Origin of the sequence: Sphingomonas sp. Leaf230 (genome assembly GCF_001421745.1) — a bacterium.
In the GTDB taxonomy this organism is placed as follows: domain Bacteria; phylum Pseudomonadota; class Alphaproteobacteria; order Sphingomonadales; family Sphingomonadaceae; genus Sphingomonas.
On sequence record NZ_LMKW01000011.1, the window covers coordinates 148,132 to 167,533 of the forward strand.

Annotated in this window: 11 protein-coding genes; 3 read left to right on the forward strand and 8 right to left on the reverse strand. The window is 66.4% G+C overall.

The genetic code is table 11. The features are described 5' to 3' along the window. Positions 1 to 22 precede the first annotated feature (22 nt). From ASE82_RS14905 to ASE82_RS14925, 5 genes are read right to left on the reverse strand one after another with little or no spacing between them, the layout of a single operon-like run. On the reverse strand, positions 23 to 1,072 hold the full coding sequence (locus tag ASE82_RS14905) for an SMP-30/gluconolactonase/LRE family protein (protein WP_056065017.1): 1,050 nt from the start codon (positions 1,070 to 1,072) through the stop codon (positions 23 to 25). Further along, complete coding sequence (gene uxaC, locus ASE82_RS14910; protein WP_056065020.1) at positions 1,069 to 2,481, reverse strand: glucuronate isomerase; 1,413 nt, start codon at positions 2,479 to 2,481, stop codon at positions 1,069 to 1,071. The genes ASE82_RS14905 and uxaC overlap by 4 nt, the downstream gene beginning before the upstream one ends. Next, positions 2,478 to 3,767: an MFS transporter gene (locus ASE82_RS14915; protein WP_235524756.1), complete on the reverse strand. Its 1,290-nt coding sequence runs from the start codon at positions 3,765 to 3,767 to the stop codon at positions 2,478 to 2,480. Before ASE82_RS14915 ends, uxaC begins: the two co-directional genes overlap by 4 nt. Further along, entirely contained in the window at positions 3,761 to 4,972 is a 1,212-nt protein-coding gene (gene manD, locus ASE82_RS14920; protein WP_056065022.1) for a D-mannonate dehydratase ManD, read from the reverse strand. Before manD ends, ASE82_RS14915 begins: the two co-directional genes overlap by 7 nt. Positions 4,973 to 4,982: 10 nt before the next feature. Next, the gene (locus ASE82_RS14925) at positions 4,983 to 7,352 is read right to left on the reverse strand and encodes a glycoside hydrolase family 3 N-terminal domain-containing protein (RefSeq protein ID WP_056065023.1); all 2,370 of its coding nucleotides are present in this window, start codon (positions 7,350 to 7,352) and stop codon (positions 4,983 to 4,985) included. Between the two features lie 154 nt (positions 7,353 to 7,506). Here ASE82_RS14925 and ASE82_RS14930 point away from each other — a divergent pair, with 154 nt between their 5' ends. Both ASE82_RS14930 and ASE82_RS14935 read left to right on the forward strand, forming a co-directional pair. Continuing rightward, positions 7,507 to 9,630, forward strand: coding sequence for an alpha-glucuronidase family glycosyl hydrolase (locus ASE82_RS14930; RefSeq protein WP_056065025.1), 2,124 nt, complete (start codon positions 7,507 to 7,509; stop codon positions 9,628 to 9,630). Between the two features lie 37 nt (positions 9,631 to 9,667). Next, positions 9,668 to 11,806 (forward strand): GDSL-type esterase/lipase family protein, encoded by a 2,139-nt coding sequence (locus tag ASE82_RS14935; RefSeq protein ID WP_056065455.1) that lies wholly within the window; start codon positions 9,668 to 9,670, stop codon positions 11,804 to 11,806. Between the two features lie 44 nt (positions 11,807 to 11,850). Here the strand turns inward: ASE82_RS14935 and ppdK are convergent, their stop codons facing one another. The 3 genes from ppdK to ASE82_RS14950 form a co-directional block, all read right to left on the reverse strand. Further along, the gene (gene ppdK / locus ASE82_RS14940; protein ID WP_056065027.1) at positions 11,851 to 14,514 is read right to left on the reverse strand and encodes a pyruvate, phosphate dikinase; all 2,664 of its coding nucleotides are present in this window, start codon (positions 14,512 to 14,514) and stop codon (positions 11,851 to 11,853) included. A gap of 91 nt (positions 14,515 to 14,605) precedes the next feature. Then, on the reverse strand, positions 14,606 to 17,047 hold the full coding sequence (glyS, locus tag ASE82_RS14945; RefSeq protein WP_056065028.1) for a glycine--tRNA ligase subunit beta: 2,442 nt from the start codon (positions 17,045 to 17,047) through the stop codon (positions 14,606 to 14,608). 186 nt (positions 17,048 to 17,233) lie between these two features. Beyond that, entirely contained in the window at positions 17,234 to 18,073 is an 840-nt protein-coding gene (locus tag ASE82_RS14950; RefSeq protein ID WP_056047263.1) for a glycine--tRNA ligase subunit alpha, read from the reverse strand. 201 nt (positions 18,074 to 18,274) lie between these two features. Between ASE82_RS14950 and ASE82_RS14955 the strand changes: the two genes are divergently transcribed. Beyond that, the gene (locus tag ASE82_RS14955) at positions 18,275 to 19,141 is read left to right on the forward strand and encodes a TraB/GumN family protein (protein ID WP_056065458.1); all 867 of its coding nucleotides are present in this window, start codon (positions 18,275 to 18,277) and stop codon (positions 19,139 to 19,141) included. Positions 19,142 to 19,402: the final 261 nt, after the last annotated feature.

Sequence of the window (19,402 nt, forward strand, 5' to 3'; positions counted from 1 at the left end):
AGCGATTGCTACCGGGGGTATCTCAGCCTTGCCAACCCGCACGGAGCGGCAGGCGCAGGACGCGGTCGTTGGCGGTCATGTACAGCGCCCGCCCCCGCTCCCCGAACGCGCAGTTGGCGATCGGCGCGCCGGTCGTCACCAGCGCGAGCGGCTCCGCATCGGGCGTCATGAACATCATCCCGCCGGGCACCGAGCACACCAGCGTCCCATCCCGCGCGACCTTCATGCCGTCGGGCAACCCCGCCCCGCCCCGCGCCTTCATCGCCTTGGCATCGAGCAGCACCCGGGTATTGCGCACGCCCTTCGCATCCAGGTCGTAGACCATGATCCGTGGTGCGGTCTCGTCCGATACCGATACGTAGAGTCGCGTCTCGTCAGGCGACAGCGCGATGCCGTTCGGTCGCGTGAGGCTTCCCTCCAGCAATTCGACCACACCACCGGGGCGCAGCCGATACACGCCGTTCATCGCCAGTTCCTTCAACGGCGACGTATCGCCTTCGGTCAGGCCGTAGGGCGGATCGGTGAAGTAGATCGTCCCGTCGCATGCGACATGCATGTCATTTGGGCTGTTGAACCGCTTGCCCTGATACCGGTCGACCACCACCTCGCGCCGCCGCGTAACCAGATTGACCCGGTCGATCGAACGCCCGCCACTGTTCGCGATTAGCAACCGCCCCTCGCGATCGAGCGTCAGTCCGTTCGCACCCGGCTCCCGGACGAGCTTCGGATCGGTACCGACTGCCCCCGACGGATCGAGGAACGGCACGGGGGGGCCACCCTTGTGCCAGCGACGAACGATATTGGCAGGCGGATCGGAGAACAGCAGATATTGGCCGGCTTCCACCCATACCGGCCCCTCCGCCCAGCGAATGCCGGTCGCGATCGTCTCGACCCGCGTGCCCGGCGCGACCATTCGGTCGAACGCGGGCGACAGACGCTGGATACGCGGCTCGGCGGCGGGGCCAGAACCAAAAGCAGGCGCGGCGACCATCGCCATCGCTCCGAACAGGATGTCGCGACGTCCCGGCCGGAACGTGCCCTTCGCGCAAAGCTCAAGGTCGGGCTGCTTCATAGTCGATAGGCTTGCTTGACGAGGTCGTAGGCGAGCGCACGGGCGACCTCGTGCGCCTCATCCTCTTCGAGCCGGTGTTCGGCGACGAGTTTCGCCAGGAACGCGCAGTCCATCCTGCGCGCAACATCGTGTCGCGCGGGGATCGACAGGAAGGCGCGCGTATCGTCGTTGAAGCCGACGGTGTTGTAGAAGCCGGCGGTCTCGGTCGCGCGTTTGCGGAAGCGGCGCATGCCCTCCGGACTATCGTGGAACCACCAGGGCGGGCCAAGCCGCAGCGACGGATAATGCCCGGCGAGCGGGGCGAGCTCGCGGGAATAGGTGTCCTCGTCCAGCGTGAAGAGGATCAGCGTCAGGCGAGGATCGTTGCCGAACCGGTCGAGCAGCGGTTTCAGCGCGCGGACGAACTCGCCGGGCAGCGGGATGTCGCCACCCTTGTCGCGACCGAAGCGTGCCAGCACCGAGGTGTTGTGGCTGCGCGAGACGGCAGGGTGAAGCTGCATCACCATACCGTCCTCGACCGACATCGCCGCCATCTCGGTCAGCATCTGCGCGCGGAAGAGTTCGGCCTCGGCTGCGGTCGGCTGCGCCATGACGCGCGCATAGAGTGCCTCGGCTTCGGCGGGCGTCAGGTCTGCCGTCGAGGCCGACGGGTGGCCGTGATCGGTCGAGGTTGCGCCCGCATCACGGAAGCGCGCGCGGTGGAAGCGGTGCGCGGCGAGATAGCCCGCATAGCTGCCGACGTCTTCGCCCGCGGTCTCGCCGAAACGGCGGACGTTGGAGGCGAAGCCCGGCGTCTCGGGATCGACGACCGGGTCGGGACGATAGGCGGTGACGACGCGGCCGTTCCAGTCGCTCGCACGGATCGCGGCGTGGTGGTCGAGCGGGTCGAGCGGGCTTTCGGTGGTCGCGATCAGTTCGATGCCGAACCGGTCGAATAGCGCGCGCGGGCGGAACTCGGGGATCTTCAGCGCGGCATCGATCGTGTCGAAATACAGGTCCGCGGTCGCAGGTTCGAGACGGACGTCGATCGCGAACGCCTCGGCGAAAACCCAGTCGAGCCACATCCGCGACGGCGTGCCGCGGAACAGATGGTAGTTTGCCGCGAAGATATTCCAGATCTTTCGCGGATCGGTCTCGGTCGCGCTACCGTCCACCGTCGGCACGCCGAGCGCTTCCAGCGGCACGCCCTGGCTGTAGAGCATCCGGAACACATAATGATCGGGCACGATCAGCAACGATGCGGGATCGCTGAACGCTTCGTTCCGCGCGAACCATGCCGGATCGGTGTGCCCATGCGGGCTGACGATCGGCAGGTCCTTCACGCCCGCATGCAGCGCGCGGGCGATGTCGCGGGTACGGCCGTCGCTGGGAAAGAGGCGATCGGGATGGAGGCGTAGCGGATGGGTCATGCGAGGCGTTCCGGATCGACGGGAGTATAGTGCGGTACGAGCAGGTGGATAACCAGCAACGCGACAAGATAGGCGCATCCGGCCACCACGAAGATAGGACCATAGCTACCGACGCCGGCGAGGATAGTACCCGCGAACTTGGCCATCAGCATGCCGCCGAATGCTCCGGCCAGCCCGCCGAGACCGATCACCGATCCGCCCATGCCGCGTGGGAACAGGTCACCGGGGATCGCGTACACGTTGGCGGAGAAGCCCTGGTGACACGCGCACGCCAAGCCGATCGCCGCGACCGCCCACCACAGCCCGGGTGCCTGCGCGGCGAAGATGATCGGCAGGGCGAACAGCGCGCAGGCGAACAGCGCAGTCTTTCGCGCACGGTTGGGCGTCTGGCCGCGTGCCAGCAGTCGCGACGAGAACCAGCCGCCCGCGACCGATCCGACGTCGGCCAGCACGTACACCGCGACCAGCGGCGGGCCGAAATCGAGCATCTTCACGCCGTATTGCCGATTGAAGAAGTCAGGGAGCCAGAACAGGAAGGTCCACCACACCGGGTCGATCAGGAACCGGCCGAGCATGTACGCCCAGGTTTGTCGCAGCCGCAGCAGCGTACGCCAGCGGACCGGCTTGGAGGCGGGGACCGGATCGGCTTCGATCCATGCCAGTTCCTCAGGCGTCACGCGCGGATGCTTGCGCGGTGAGCGGTAGAAGGCGAGCCAGGCGACCAGCCAGAGCACGGTCAGCGCGCCGGTCGCGATGAACGCCATCCGCCAGCCGAACGTCACCGCGATCACCGGCACGATCAACGGCGTGAGGATCGCCCCGACGTTCGAGCCCGCGTTGAAGATGCCGATCGCCAGCGCGCGTTCGCGTTGCGGAAACCATTCGTTCGCCGCCGCCAGTGCCGCCGGAAACGCACCGGCCTCGCCGATCGCAAGCGGGATACGCGCGAAGATCATCATGCCCGCGCTGGTGAACAGCGCATGCGCGACATGACCGATCGTCCACAGCGTCACCGCGACCGCATAGCCGATCTTCGCGCCGACCCGGTCGACGAACCGCCCGAACAGGACATAGGCGATGCCGTAGGCGGCCTGGAATGCGATCGCGAGATCGGCATAGCCCTGCTCGCTCCAGTTATAGCGCGCCTGGAGTTCGGGTTTGAGCACCGGCAGCACGAGCCGGTCGATATAGCTCAGCGCGACCGCGGCGAAGAGCAACGCACAGACGATCCACCGCACCTTGCCGCGCGGCTTCTCGCTGCCGGGAGCGGCGGTCTCGTTCACCAGTTGCACAGCGTGCCATCCTCGAGACGCGCGACCGGGAGATAGGCGCGCTTGTAGTCGTAGGTCGCGGCAAGATCCTCGTCGATGTCGACGCCGAGCCCCGGCGCCTCGCCCGGATGCATCATGCCGTCGTCGAAACTGTATGCGTGCGGGAACACCGCATCGGTCTCGTCGGTGTGCGGCATATGCTCCTGCACGCCGAAATTGGGCACCGACAGCCCGAAATGCAGCGCCGCCGCCATCGCGACCGGCGACAGGTCGGTCGCGCCGTGGCAGCCGGTCCGCACCTGATACAGGTCGGCGAGCGACGCGATCCGGCGCAGATGCGTGATGCCGCCGGCATGCACGACGGTCGCGCGGATATAGTCGATCAGCTGGTTCTGGATCAGGTCCTTCGCGTCCCAGATCGAATTGAACACCTCGCCCACCGCGATCGGCGTCGTCGTGTGGTGGCGGATCAGCTTGAACGCCTCCTGGTTTTCGGCGGGCGTAGGGTCCTCGATCCAGAAGAGGTTGTACGGCTCGAGCGCCTTGCCAAGCCGTCCCGCCTCGATCGGGGTCAGCCGGTGATGGATATCGTGCAGCAGATGCACGTCCCAGCCCATCGCCTCACGCGCGGCCTTGAAGAGTTCGGGGACGACGCGGAGATATTTCTCGGTCGACCAGACGCTCTCGCTCGGCAGGTCCGCGTCGGCGGGCTCGTAGCGCGCGCCGTGCTTGGCGACGCCGTAGGTCGAGGCGAGCCCCGGTACGCCGCACTGCAGCCGGATCGCCTTGTAGCCCTTGGCCTGTTCCGCCTTTGCGACCTCGATCGTGTCCTCGATCGTCGTGCCGTTGGCGTGCGCGTAGACCATGCACGCATCGCGCGCCGCGCCGCCGAGCAACTGGTACACCGGCAACCCCGCGAGCTTGCCCTTGATGTCCCAGAGCGCGGTGTCGACCGCAGCGATCGCCGCCATCGTCACCGGGCCGCGGCGCCAATACGCACCCTTGTAGAGATACTGCCAGACGTCCTCGATCCGGTGCGCATCGCGGCCGATCAGGCACGGCACGACGTGATCGGTTAGATAGCTCGCGACGCTCAACTCGCGGCCGTTGAGCGTGGCGTCGCCGAGTCCGGTGGTGCCATCGTCGCACTCGATCTTCAGCGTGACGAAATTGCGTCCCGGACAGGTGACGATGACTCGGGCGGAAACGATCTTGGGCATCGAAGGTCCTTCAGGCGATTTCGAGGATGGCGGATTTCAGCTGTGCCGAACTCGGCCCGGCCATGATCGTGAACAGGCCCGGTTCGACGACCTCGCGCATGTCGACGTCCCACAATGCGAACGCGTCGGGGCCGAGCGTGAAGCGCAACGTCCGCCGCTCGCCGGGCGCGAGCGTCACGCGTTCGAAGCCCCTCAGCTCCATCACGGGTCGCGCGACCGACGATACCTGGTCGCGGACATATAGCTGCACGACCTCGTCGCCGGCGCGTTGGCCGATATTGGCGACGTCGACCTCGACACCGACGCTGCCGGCGATGCCGATCTTCGCTGCCAACAGCCGCGGTGCGCTAACCTCGAAGCGTGTGTAGCTGAGGCCGTGCCCGAACGGGAACAACGGCGCCGTCTCCGCGAACAGATAGCCACGCTGGGTCGAGGGCTTGCGGTTGTAATAGAACGGCACCTGGCCGACTTCGCGCACCACGGTCACGGGCAGCTTTGCGCCCGGATTGATCCGCCCGAACAGCGCCTCGGCCATCGCGGTGCCGCCCTCCTGCCCCGGATACCAGCATTCCAGCACCGCGTTCGCCTTCGCGATCACGCCCGGCCAGCTCGGTGGACGGCCGTTGATCGCCGCGATCACGATCGGCTTGCCCAACGCATGCAGCGCGTCGAACAGCGCGTTCTGCTCACTCAGCAGGTCCAGCGTGGTGCGGTCCCCGAGATGGTTCTTCGAGAACCCCTCGCGGCTGGTCTGCTCGGTATCACCGATCGCAAGGATGATCGTATCGACCCCGCGTGCGACCTCGACCGCCTCGGCGATCAGCGCGCGGTTCTTTTCCGGATTGGCGAGCAACACCTCGTCCTGCGATCGATCCTCGCTCTGGGTGATGAACACGCCTTGCGCATGGACGATCGTCGCCGTGCTGCCGACCAACGCACGCACGCCGTCGAGCAGCGATACCGACTGGCGCGGCGGCGCGGAATAGCCTCCGAGCCGGGCGATCGCCGCGTTCGGGCCGATCACTGCGATCTTGCCCGCGGGTGCAAGCGGCAGCGTGCCGTCGTTCGTGAGCAGGCACATCGATTTGCGGGCAGCCTCCAGCGCGACGCCGCGCGCTTCCGCGTTACCGGTCAGACGAGCGGCGGCGCGGGGATCGACCGGCGACTCCTCGAACAGGCCGGAGCGGAACTTCAATGCCAGCATGCTTGCGCAGGCGGCGTCGACCTGCGCGATGGGAACCGTCCCCGCGCGCACCTGGGCGGGGAGCGTGCGGTAGGCCAGGCCATCAGGCAACGCACTGTCGACGCCGGCCGCCAGTGCGAGTTTCGCCGCCCCGTTCAGGTCGCGCGCGACGTGGTGGATCGTGTCGAGTTCCTCGATCGCGCCGTAATCGCTGACGATCGCGCCTGAAAATCCCCATTCGCCACGCAGCACGTCGCCGAGCAGCCAGTGGTTCGCATGGCTCGGGACGCCGTCGATCTCGTTATAGGACGGCATCACCGCGCCGATCCCGGTGCGCGTCACGACGGCGCGGAACGGCGGGAAGAAGCTCTCGCGCAGTTCGCGCTCGCCGATCGGAGCGGGACCGATATTGTTGCCCGCCTGGGGTTGGCCGTGCCCGGTCATGTGTTTCAGCGTCGCGAAGACCTTGCCCGGCGCCAGCGTCGTGCTGTCGCCCTGCAGCCCCTCGACCGCGGCGACCCCCATCTCGCCGCACAGATACGGATCCTCGCCGAACGTCTCCTCGATCCGGCCCCAGCGCGGGTCGCGGGCGATATCGACGACCGGCGACAGCGAGAGGTGGCTGCCGTGTGCGCGCACTTCGCGGCCGATGATCGCCTGTCCGCGGCGCATCAGGTCGCGGTCGAAGCTGCCTGCCATGCCGATCGCCTGCGGAAACATCGTCGCGTCGGGCGCCATGTATCCGTGCAGCGATTCCTCGTGGAAGATCACCGGGATGCCGAGCCGCGTGCCCCGCGCCCAGCGCTGGACCGCGTTGACGAACGCAATCGTCGAAGCCGTCCCCCGCCACGCGGCCCCAGTGCCGCCGGCCGTCACCGCCACCGACGGCCCGCCGCGCTTGTCGGACGGCCGCGTGACCTGCCCGAACCCCGCCGGATACGCCGCGGTCGCGCGCGCCGGATCGAAATCGAGGCCACCTGGCACCATCACGTCAGCCTTGGTCGCCCACAGGGAAATGGTCTGGCCAACTTTCTCCTCCAGCGTCATCCGCGCCATCAGGTCGCGGACCCGAAGATCGACCGGCGCGCGGGAATCGCGGTAGGTGGGTGACGCGGTCGCGGCGTACGCAACCCCGGGAATGAGCCCTGTAATGGAGACCGAGCCGAGCAGGCCGAAAAGGTCACGCCGGGTCGGCATCAAAGTCGGGGCACTCCCTACTGTCTTCGTACCGGCCAAGATTATCTCCTAATGTGAAACGCGGCATTGCTGTCGAAGCCGTCGTCGTGATAGCGATAACATGGCTGATCATCCGCGATCCTGTCAATGTGGTGCGGAACGGCGGGAGAGGATTATGACGATATTCGGCCGATGGATCGGTAAGTTCGTGCTTCTGTTCGGAGCGGTAATTGGTTTGACCGGACCGGCGCAAGCTGAAGACGGCTATGATCTCTGGCTGCGATATCCGGCTTCAGCGACGGCAGGCGCGCGTGGCGCAACCACGATCGAGACGCGCGGCGATACGCCTACGCTCAAGGCGGCAGCAGCGGAATTACGCCGCGGCTTAGGCCTGTTCGGGACGAGCACGCTGCCGATCCTGCTGGCCACCACCAGCGATCGCGACGTCGCAGCACTTCGCCTTCCGCTGGCAGCGCTCGGCGATGAGGGGTACCGCGTCGGACGAGTTACGCTCGGCTCCCGCCGTGTGCTTCTCGTCACCGCCAACACCGATCGCGGTATTCTATACGGCAGCTTCGCGCTGCTGCGTCACCTGCAGACCGGCGGCGGCATCGACCGAATCGATTTGACCTCAACTCCGCGCGTGAAGCTGCGCGTGCTCAACCATTGGGACAATCTGGATGGCGTGGTCGAGCGTGGCTATGCCGGCGCGTCGCTGTGGGATTGGTGGACGCTCCCCGACTTCCGCGACCCGCGCTACACCGATTACGCGCGCGCCAACGCGTCGCTCGGGATCAACGGGACCGTCCTCAACAACGTCAACGCGAAGGCCGACAGCCTGACCGCGCGGTATATCGCCAAGGCTGCTGCGCTTGCCGACGTATTCCGGCCGTACGGGATAAAGGTATATCTGTCGGCACGGTTCTCGGCCCCGATCGAACTCGGCGGGATGAAGACCGCCGACCCGCTCGATCCGCAAGTCGCTGCGTGGTGGAAAGCGAAGACCGACGAAATCTATCGCAGCATTCCCGATTTCGGCGGCTTCCTGGTCAAGGCGAACAGCGAGGGCCAGCCGGGCCCGCGCGATTATCACCGCAGCCATGCGGACGGCGCCAACATGCTCGCCGCCGCGGTTGCACCGCATGGCGGGATCGTGATGTGGCGCGCGTTCGTCTATGCCGAGACCGACCCCGATGACCGCGCGAAGCAGGCTTATACCGAATTCAAGCCGCTCGACGGCAAGTTCGCGCCGAACGTCATCGTTCAGGTCAAGAACGGTGCGATCGACTTTCAGCCGCGCGAGCCGTTCCACCCGCTGTTCGGCGCGATGCCCAAGACCCCGCTGATGATCGAGTTCCAGATCACCAAGGAGTATCTCGGCTTCGCGACGCACCTCGCCTATCTCGGGCCGCTGTTCGCCGAGACGCTCGGCCGCGAGACGATGCGGACGCCCGGCGAAACCGTGGCGAAGGTCGTCGATGGCTCGGTCGAAGGTCATAGACTTACCGGCATGGCGGGCGTGGCGAATATCGGCCGCGACCGCGACTGGGCAGGCTCCACCTTCAACCAGGCGAACTGGTACGCGTTCGGCCGGATGGCGTGGGATCCGACGCTCGGCGCCGCCCCGGTCGCGCGCGAATGGGCGGCGATGACGTTCGCGCCCTCCCCCGCCGTCGTCGATCCCGTGGTCGCGATGATGATGGGATCGCGCGAGGCGGTAATCGACTACATGACACCCCTCGGCCTCGCGCACGTCATGGCGACGGGGCATCACTACGGCCCCGGCCCGTGGGTGGCCGACCTCAAGCGCCCCGAATGGAACCCGGTCTATTACCACCGCGCCGACAAGGCCGGGATTGGCTTCGACCGGACCAAGACGGGGAGCAACGCGGTTGCGCAATATGCGCCGGAGCTTGCCCGCAAGCTGGCCGCCCCTGCAACGACGCCGGAGCGCGACCTGTTGTGGTTCCACCATGTGCCTTGGACGTACCGGACGAACTCAGGGCGATCGGTCTGGGCGGAGATGGTCCATGATTACGATGCAGGCGTCGGCTACGTGGCCGGCATGCGTCGGCAGTGGGACGGCGTGAAGCCGCAGGTCGATGCCGAGCGCTGGGCAAAGACCGCGACGTATCTAGCGGTCCAAGAGCGCGAGGCGCGCTGGTGGCGCGATGCGAGCCTTGCCTATTGGATGTCGGTCAACGGCCTGCCGCTGCCGGCTGGAGCCGCGGCACCCGCGCATGACCTTGCATGGTACAAGGCGCAGCGCTTTCCGTACGCGCCCGGCAACCCGCAATAGCGACGCGCTGACACTATATGAGGACGAGGACGCGATGATGAGACGGTGGCCGGTAGCGCTGGTGTTGGGCGCTCTGATCGTGACGGGCGCAGGCGCGCGGGACACTGCGTCGACCCGAGACGCACATTGGATTGCAACATGGGGATCGTCGCAGATGATCGCCGAGGGGGACAATGCGCTCCCGGCCGATCGGGCCGGCGCGATCACGCTACGGCAGGTGGTGCGGGTCTCGGCCGGCGGCGAACGCGTACGCATTCGACTCTCCAACGCGTTCGGCACGCGCCCACTGGCGATCGGCGGTGCGCACGTCGCCCGATCGGTCGCCCCCGGCACACCGCGGATCGAAGGCGGCGCGCGGCTGACCTTCTCCGGCCGTAGCGACGCGGTCATCCCGGCCGGCGCGGAAATGTATAGCGACGCTGTCGCGTTGCCCGTTGCAGCCGGTGCAGACATCGCCATCAGCCTATATCTGCCGGACGCCGCCAGCCCGCAGACCGGCCACCCCGGCTCTCGCGCGACGAGTTTCACGCTGGCCGGCAACGCAGTGGCGGACGCGACGTTGGCGGGCGCGACGCCGACGACGCACTGGTATGCGATCGCGGATGTCGAGGTCGCTGCCGCGCCGGCGGCGGGTACGATCGTCGCGATCGGCGACTCGATCACCGATGGTTACGGCGTGAAGCCCGAGCGCAACACCCGCTGGCCTGACGTGCTAGCACAAAGACTTCGCGGAACGACGGCGACACGAGCGATCGGCGTCGTCAATGCGGGGATCGGCGGCAATCGCGTGTTGCTCGACGGGCTTGGCCCCAATCTGCTCGCGCGTTTCGATCGCGACGTGATCGCACGCAGCGGCGTGCGCTGGGCGATCGTGTTGGAAGGCATCAACGACCTTGGCGTCCTGACGCGCGAGGCCCCGGCAACCCCTGCGCAACATGCCGCGATCGTCGCGCAGATCACGGCGGGCTTTTCGCAGGTCGTCGCGCGTGCACATGCTCACGGGATCAAGATGATCGGCGGGACGGTGATGCCGTTCGGCGGCAATACCTATTATCATCCGACCGCGGAGAACGAGGCGGATCGGCAGGCCGTCAACACGTTCATCCGCACGTCCGGAGTGTTCGACGCCGTCATCGATTTCGACAAGGTGATGCGCGATCCGGCGCATCCCGACCGGCTGTCCCCCGCGTATGATTCGGGTGATCACCTGCACCCGTCGGAGGCCGGCTATCGGACGATGGGCGAGGCCGTACCGCTGAGTCTGTTTGGTAATTCGCGCGCGTCGAACCGGCCGCGATCGGTCATTGGCGTTGCGGCGCCGGTGCCGGTCGGCCCCTCGAACCGCGCGGACAAACGTCCTGCCATTGCACTTACCTTCGACGATATTCCTGCTCATGGGCCGCTGGTGCCCGGACAGACTCGGGTGGATGTGATTCGGGCGATTACCGGGGCGCTGGCCGCGGCGAAGGCGCCTGCGTTCGGGTTTCTGAACGCGGGGTTCGGGCTTGATGCGCCGGATGATGCTGCGAAGGCGATAGCGGCGTGGCGTGCTGCCGGACTGCCGCTTGGCAATCATACCTATTCGCATGCCAATCTGGATACGGTGGGTGTGGCGGCGTTTGCGGCCGATGTGGTGCGGAACGAGGCACCGCTTGCCGCCGCCGCGAAGGGGACCGACTGGCATTGGTTTCGGTATCCGTTCCTTTCCGAGGGTAGTTCGCCGGCGGTTCGCGACGCGGCTCGTGCCGACCTCAGGGCTCGCGGGTATCGGGCTGCGGCGGTGACGATGAGTTTTAGCGATTTCAGCTGGAACCCGGTTTACGCCGCCTGCTCGGTCAAGCGGGATGCGGGGGCGATCGCCAAGCTGGAGGCCAGCTTTCTGGGCGATGCGCGGACTGCGGCGTTGGCGGCGCGGGCGCGGGCCAAGGCTCAGGTGGGGCGGGATATTCCCTATGTCCTGCTGATGCATGTCGGCGCGTTCGATGCGCGGATGTTACCCAAGCTGCTCGCTCTGTACCGCGAGATGGGGTTCCGTTTCGTGACGCTGCCCGAGGCGGAAGCCGATCCCTATTATGCGCGGGCGATCGACCTTTCGCTGCCGGGGCCGACGCCGTCGCTCGCCGGTCCGCCTACCCTACCCGCGCTGGCCGGTCCGCCGGCGGGGCTTTGTAGCTGATTACCGCCCCTCTCTCCCGCGGGTCGGGAGAGAGGGGTTTCACGTCACTTCTTGTTGAGCGCCGCTTGGGCCGCTGCCAACCGCGCGATCGGGACGCGGTAGGGGCTGGCCGAGACGTAATCCAAACCGACCTTTTCGCAGAACGCGATGCTTGCCGGATCACCGCCGTGTTCGCCGCAGATGCCGAGCTTGATGCCGGCGCGCGTCTTGCGGCCACGCTCCGCGGCAATTTCGATCAGTTCGCCGACGCCTTCGACGTCGATGCTGACGAACGGGTCCTTGGCGTAGATACCCTGCTCGACATACGCCCCGAGGAAGCGCGAGGCGTCGTCTCGGCTGACACCCAAGGTGGTCTGCGTCAGGTCGTTGGTGCCGAACGAGAAGAACTCGCCGACTTCCGCGATCTCGCCGGCGCGGAGTGCTGCGCGGGGGAGTTCGATCATCGTGCCGACGAGATACTCGATCGTGCGGCCCTTTTCGGCGAACACGGCCTGCGCAGCCTTGTCGACGACTGCCTTCATCAGTTCCAGCTCGCGGCGGGTGGCGACGAGCGGGATCATAACTTCGGGAATCGGGGCCGCACCGGACTTCTCCGCGACGTCGACCGCCGCCTCGAAGATGGCGCGGGCCTGCATCTCGTAGATTTCGGGATAGGTCACGCCGAGACGGCAGCCTCGGTGGCCGAGCATCGGGTTGAACTCGTGCAGTTCCGCGGCGCGGCGCTTGAGCGTGTCGACGTCGACGCCCGCCGCGGTCGCGACTTCGGCGAATTCCGATTCCTCGTGCGGGAGGAACTCGTGGAGCGGCGGATCGAGCAGGCGGATCGTCACCGGCAGGCCAGCCATCACCTCAAGGATTTCGGTGAAATCCTTGCGCTGTTCGGGGAGCAGCTTCTCCAGTGCGACGCGGCGGCCCTTCTCGTCGCTCGCCAGGATCATCTGGCGGACGTTGGTGATGCGGCTGCTCTCGAAGAACATGTGCTCGGTGCGGCAGAGGCCGACGCCTTCGGCGCCGAATTCGCGTGCGACGCGGCAATCCTCGGGGGTCTCGGCGTTGGCGCGTACCTTCAGGCGGCGGACCTCGTCGGCCCAGACCATCAAGGTCGCGAAATCGCCCGACAGCTCGGGCTGGACGGTCGCGACCGCGCCGATCATCACTTCGCCGGTGGTGCCGTCGATGGTGAGCAGGTCGCCCTCCTTCACCTCGCGACCGCCGCAGCGCATGATCTTCGCCTTCGCGTCGATGGACAGCGTGCCGGCGCCCGAAACGCAGGGGCGTCCCATGCCACGCGCCACGACTGCAGCGTGCGACGTCATCCCGCCGCGTGCGGTCAGGATGCCCTTGGCCGCGTGCATGCCGTGGATGTCGTCGGGCGAGGTCTCGGTCCGGACGAGGATCACGGCGACGCCGTCCGCAGCCTTCTTCTCCGCGGCATCGGCGTCGAACACGACCGCACCCGAGGCTGCACCCGGCGATGCGGGGAGGCCCTTGGTCAACACGTCACGGTGCGCCTTGGGGTCGAGCGTCGGGTGGAGAAGCTGGTCGAGCGCCATCGGCTCGACGCGCAGGATAGCTTCCTCGCGGGTGATGAGGCCTTCGTTCGCCATGTCGACGGCGATCTTGAGCGCGGCCTTGGCGGTGCGCTTGCCGGCGCGCGTCTGGAGCATCCAGAGCTTGGTCTTCTCGACCGTGAACTCGATGTCCTGCATGTCGCGATAGTGGTTTTCGAGCGTGTCGAACACGTCGGCGAGCTGGGTGTAGACCTCGGGCATCGCCTCTTCCATCGAGGCGGGCTTGGCGCCGGCGTCTTCGCGCGCGGTCTTGGTGAGATACTGCGGCGTGCGGATGCCGGCGACGACGTCCTCGCCCTGCGCATTGATCAGGAATTCGCCGTAATAGGCGCGGTCGCCCTTCGACGGGTCGCGCGTGAACGCAACACCGGTCGCCGAGGTGTCGCCCATGTTGCCGAACACCATCGCCTGGATGTTGACCGCGGTGCCCCAGCCGCCGGGGATGTCGTTGAGGCGGCGATACACCTTCGCACGCTCGGACTGCCACGAGCCGAAGACGGCGCCGACCGCGCCCCAGAGCTGGTCGTGGACGTCCTGCGGGAAGGGCTTGCCCCAGAGCTTCTCGACGAGGCCCTTATACTCCGCGACGAGTTTCCGGAGATCGTCGGCCGAGAGTTCGGTGTCGAGCGTGAAGCCCTGGTCTTCCTTGGCGATCTCCAGCGCTTCCTCGAACGCGCCGTGATCGAGTTCGAGCACCACGTCGGCGTACATCTGGATGAAGCGACGATAGCTGTCCCACGCGAAGCGCGCGTCCTCGGACTTGGCGGCGAGGCCTTCGACGGTCTGGTCGTTGAGGCCGAGGTTGAGGACGGTGTCCATCATCCCCGGCATCGACGCGCGGGCGCCCGAACGGACCGAGACGAGCAGCGGGTCGGCGGGGTCGCCGAATGTCTTGCCCGTGACGCCCTCGATGTGCGCGAGGCCGGTCGCGACCTCGTCGCGCAGGCCCTGCGGGAACTGGCCGCCCTCGTCGTAATAGACCGCGCAGAAATCGGTCGAGATCGTGAAGCCCGGAGGGACCGGCAGGCCGATCGACGCCATCTCGGCGAGGTTCGCGCCCTTGCCGCCGAGCAGGTTCTTGTCGCCCTTGCCGCCATCCGAAACACCGCCGCCGAAGCGATACACATATTGGGTCATGGTCGGTCCTCTAAGTGTTTGTTTTTACCCGCAAGACGGCGCGGAAGTGCACAAAGTGCAGACGCTGGGAGCATCTGCACTTCGCCTTAAATCACCCCTCGATCTTCGAGAAATCTGCGACGTTGTGCACTGCGGCGCGGACTCGCTCAAGTAGCGCGAGACGAGCGGATCGCTTGGCGGGATCGGAATCGTTGACGATAACGCTATCAAAGAATGCGTCGATCGGCGCGCGGAGCGAGGCGAGCGCGGCCATGGCGGCGGCGAAATCCTCGCGTGCGATCGCGGCCGTTGCGCGGGGTTCGGCGGAGTCGAGCGCGGTCATCAGCGCAGTCTCTGCGGGTTCGGGGGTGTAGGACAGCACCTTCTCTTCGCCCCTCCCTGGAAGGGAGGGGTTGGGGGTGGGTCGGTCCGAGGCGGGCGCGGCGTTCCCACGAGGGCTACCCACCCCCGGCCCCTCCCTTTCAGGGATGGGAGCAGAAGAGGCCGCGTCGTCCTTCGGCGCTTCCTTCTTGAGTATATTGGCGGCGCGCTTGTAGCCGGCGAGCAGGTTCGCACCGTCCTCGGTGGTCACGAACGCCTGGAGCGCGTGGACGCGCGCGAGCAGGCGGACGAGATCGTCCTCGCCGCCGAGCGCGAACACCGCGTCGATAAGGTCGTGGCGGACGCCGGCTTCGCGTTGTTGGACTTTTAGGCGGTCGATTAAAAATGCGCCTAATTGACGAGAAGCATTTTCAACCGCGATATCCACCCCTCGCGCTACGTCAAAAAACTCGGCAATCGCTGCTTGAGTATATCCGTATTCATCTTGGTCCGGGCGATCTGGATAGCGATGTAGCGAAAAGCCGTACGCAAGATCGGCCCCCAAGTGGGAAAGCTTCAATTGAATGATCGGCGGGTAAATTTGGTCGGCGGCCTCAGCAAAAACTGCCAGCCAGTTCAACCGCAACTCACAAGTCTCGATGATTGAAATTACTGCGAGCATTGCGCGCCGGAGTGCAAACGGATCCTTTGACCCCGTCGGGAACTCTTGGGCAGCAAAAAAAGAGACCAGCGTATCCAGCTTGTCCGCCAAGCTTACGGCCACCGTTACCGGGTCGGTGGGGACGTCGTCGCCTTGGCCGACCGGCTTGTAGTGGTCGCGGATGGCGGTGGCGACGGCCGGGTGCTCGCCCTGCGCGGCGGCGTAGTAGCCGCCCATCAGGCCTTGCAGCTCGGGGAACTCGCCGACCATGCCGGTGACGAGGTCTGCCTTTGCGAGGCGGGCTGCTCGGTCTGCTAGGGTTGCCAACTCACTGCTCCCTTCCCGCTTGCGGGAGGGGTCGGGGGAGGGGCTAGCCTCAAACGCGGCGGTGGTGGTTGTGTCGGGCCCTCCCCCGACCCCTCCCGCGAGCGGGAGGGGAGCAGAAGCAGAGGTGACTATGCCCTCTTCTACCAGCCAGCGGGCGAGCTTCGCTACGCGGTCGACCTTGTCGGCTACGGTGCCGAGCTTTTCGTGGAAGACGATCTTCGACAGCTTGGCCGCCTGCTCTGCAAGCGGGACCTTCAGGTCGGTGTCGTAGAAGAACTTCGCGTCCGACAACCGCGCCGCGAGGACCTTGCGGTTACCCTCGACGATCTTCGCGCCGCCGTCGTGCGCGGCGATGTTAGCGGTACAGACGAATGCGTTCGCCAGTTTTCCATCGGCCCCGCGGCAGACGAAATATTTCTGGTTCACGCGTGCCGTGAGCTGGATCACCTCCGGCGGGACGTCGAGAAACGCGGGGTCGAACTGGCCTAGCAGGGGAATCGGCCATTCCGTCAGGCCGGCATTCTCCGCGACGAGGCCCTCGTCCTCGATGAGTTCGAGACCGGCTTGCATTGCGGCTTCGCGGGCGTGGTCGCGGATCAGCGTGGCGCGTTCGTCGTGGTCGACGATGACGTGGCAGGCGCGCAGTTTCTCGACATAGTCGTGCGCGCCGCCGATCGTGATCTGGTACGGGTGGTGGAAGCGGTGGCCGAGCGTGGCGGCGCCGCTGGCGATGCCGGCGATCTCGAACGGCACGATCGCTTCGCCGAGCAACGCGACGATGCCTTGCAGCGGGCGGACCCAGCGGAGCGATTCGGTGCTGGCGGAGGCATCCCCCCAGCGCATCGACTTCGGCCACGGGAATGCGCGCACGATCGCGGGGATCGCCTCGGCGAGCACGGCGGCGGTGGCGCGGCCGGGCTTCTCGGTGACTGCGAACAGCGTGCCGTTGCGGTCTATGAGTTGCTCGCGGGTGAGGCCGGTCTTGCGGAGGAACCCTTCGAGCGCCTGCGGGGGTGCGGAGGTCTTGGGGCCTTTGGTTTCCTCGGAGACGGCGGCGGTCTCGAGCGGCAGGTCGCGCGCGATCAGCGTCAGGCGGCGCGGGGTCGCGTAGGTGACGATCGCGCTGGTGGCGATGCCGGCCTTGGCGAGCTCGGCGGTGAACAGCCTGGCGAGATCTTCACGCGCCTTGGACTGCATCCGGGCGGGGATTTCTTCGGAGCGGAGTTCTAGAAGGAAATCAGTCATATCTTCACCTCCCCTCCCGCAAGCGGGAGGGGATCGAGGGGTGGGCGCCCGGCCCGTCCATGCGCAGCATTTGCGTGGAACGTGGCGCGGCGGTGGGGAGCGTCATGGCTGGCGTAGCGGTGGTGGTGAGCGCGTGCCCACCCCTCGGCCCCCTCCCGCTTGCGGGAGGGGAGGAAGGATGGAGGCTCACGCCGCCCATCCGTGTTTGTCCATCCAGGCGGCACAGGCGCCCTTCGCGAGGTCTCGGACGCGGCCCATATAGGCTTGGCGTTCGGCTACCGAGATTACGCCTCGGGCCTGGAGCAGGTTGAAGATGTGGCTGGCTTTGATCGCCTGCTCGTAGGCTGGGATCGGGAGCTTGGCGGAGAGGCTGTTCTCGCATTCGGCGACGTGCTTGCGGAACTGGTCGAACAGGGAGTCCGTGTCGGCGATCTCGAAGTTCCACTTCGACATCTCCTGCTCGTTCTCCAGGAACACGTCGCCGTAGGTCACGCCGGCATCGTTGAACGCCAGGTCGTAGACCGAGTCCTTGTCCTGGATGTACATCGCCAAGCGCTCCAACCCGTAGGTGAGTTCGCCGGCGACGGGCTTCATGTCGAAGCCGCCCATCTGCTGGAAATAGGTGAACTGAGTCACCTCCATGCCGTCGCACCAGACCTCCCAGCCGAGACCCCAGGCGCCGAGCGTCGGGCTTTCCCAGTCGTCCTCGACGAAGCGGATGTCGTGCTTCAGCATGTCGATACCGATCGCCGCGAGGCTGCCTAGGTAGAGTTCCTGGAGATTGGCGGGACTCGGTTTCAGGATGACCTGATACTGATAGTAATGCTGGAGCCGGTTGGGGTTCTCGCCATAGCGGCCGTCGGTCGGGCGGCGGCAGGGCTGCACGAACGCGGCGTTCCACGGTTTCGGCCCGAGCGCGCGGAGCGTCGTGGCGGTATGGAAGGTGCCCGCGCCCATTTCCATGTCGTAGGGCTGCAGGATCAGGCATCCGTGTTCGCTCCAGTAATCGTGGAGCGTGAGGATCATGCGCTGGAAGCTAAGAGGCTTTGTCGGTGGCTGGGTCACGGGCTGGGTCACGCGCGGGCTTTGGCGGATGGGGGTGCGGGAGGCAAGTGGTGCGTTGCGGCCGGGCGTCCTACATGGGGCCAAACCAACAATGAGGATGTCGTCGTCTTGAAGCTGTTTTCGAAGATCGTTTCGTTCCGATCCGCGCTGTCTGCCATCGCCATGGCGTTCGCCCTGCCCGCCTGTGCGCAGGTCGCGCCGAAGCCTGTGCAAGCCGCGAACGATGCCGATCCGGCGCTCTGGGTGGTGAAGGACAAGGACACGACGATCTACCTGTTCGGGACGATCCATGTGTTGAAGCCCGGCATGACGTGGTTCGACGAGGCGGTGAAGACCGCGTTCGACCGCTCGAACCAGGTGGTGCTGGAGCTGGTGATGCCGGATCCGGCGAAGATGCAGTCGCTGGTGATGGCGACCGGCGTGTCGAAGGACGGACCGACGCTGACCGAGCAGCTGCCCGCGGACAAGCGTGCGGCGTATGCGAAGGCGGTGACCGATCTGGGGCTGCCGGCGAATGCGTTCGATCGATTCAAGCCTTGGCTGGCGGCGACCAACCTGTCGATCGCGCCTTTGTCGAAGCTTGGGTACGATGCGGCAAACGGGCCGGAGCAGGTGATCACGGCGGCGGCTAAGGCTGCGGGGAAGCCGGTGATCGGGCTTGAGACGGCGGAGCAGCAGTTGGGGTATTTCGGGGGACTGTCGCAGACCGCGCAGATCCAGTTTCTGGGGAGCACGATCGACGAGCTGCCGACGCTTGAGAAGACGATGGCGACGATGGTCGACGAATGGGCGAAGGGCGATCCCGAGGCGCTCGCCAAGGAGATGAACGACAGCCTCAAGGATTCGCCGGAGGTGGCGAAGGTGCTGCTGGTGGACCGTAATGCGCGGTGGGCGGAGTGGGTCGCCAACCGGATGAAGTCGCCGGGGACGGTGTTTATCGCGGTCGGTGCGGGGCATCTGGCGGGTAAGGACAGCGTGCAGGCGCAGTTGGCTAAGCTTGGGGTGAAGGCTGAGCGGGTCAAGTATTGAGGTGCCCGAGTCCCTCTCCCCTCGGGGAGAGGGAGGGAGGAGCCCTTGCGACGGAAGGGTGAGGGGGAGTTGGGATAAACGTCCCGAGCCTCACCTCCCCTCACCCTCCCACACGCAAGAGCGTGCGGGCCCCTCCCTCTCCCCGGAGGGGCGAGGGTGCAGGTTTAGTTGATTCTAACGCTGCTTTCCGCTATGCGCCCGCGCTTCCGGTCCATGGTCATCCCTGGAGGCGTGGGCGGGAAGGACAACAAACGAGTTTCG

Excerpts from the sequence above, each read along its gene's own strand:
- ASE82_RS14905 (WP_056065017.1), bottom strand. The coding sequence starts at position 1,072 with ATGAAGCAGCCCGACCTTGAGCTTTGCGCGAAGGGCACGTTCCGGCCG.
- uxaC (WP_056065020.1), bottom strand. The coding sequence starts at position 2,481 with ATGACCCATCCGCTACGCCTCCATCCCGATCGCCTCTTTCCCAGCGAC.
- manD (WP_056065022.1), bottom strand. The coding sequence starts at position 4,972 with ATGCCCAAGATCGTTTCCGCCCGAGTCATCGTCACCTGTCCGGGACGC.
- ASE82_RS14925 (WP_056065023.1), bottom strand. The coding sequence starts at position 7,352 with ATGCCGACCCGGCGTGACCTTTTCGGCCTGCTCGGCTCGGTCTCCATT.
- ASE82_RS14930 (WP_056065025.1), top strand. The coding sequence starts at position 7,507 with ATGACGATATTCGGCCGATGGATCGGTAAGTTCGTGCTTCTGTTCGGA.
- ASE82_RS14935 (WP_056065455.1), top strand. The coding sequence starts at position 9,668 with ATGAGACGGTGGCCGGTAGCGCTGGTGTTGGGCGCTCTGATCGTGACG.
- ppdK (WP_056065027.1), bottom strand. The coding sequence starts at position 14,514 with ATGACCCAATATGTGTATCGCTTCGGCGGCGGTGTTTCGGATGGCGGC.
- glyS (WP_056065028.1), bottom strand. The coding sequence starts at position 17,047 with ATGACTGATTTCCTTCTAGAACTCCGCTCCGAAGAAATCCCCGCCCGG.
- ASE82_RS14950 (WP_056047263.1), bottom strand. The coding sequence starts at position 18,073 with ATGATCCTCACGCTCCACGATTACTGGAGCGAACACGGATGCCTGATC.
- ASE82_RS14955 (WP_056065458.1), top strand. The coding sequence starts at position 18,275 with ATGGCGTTCGCCCTGCCCGCCTGTGCGCAGGTCGCGCCGAAGCCTGTG.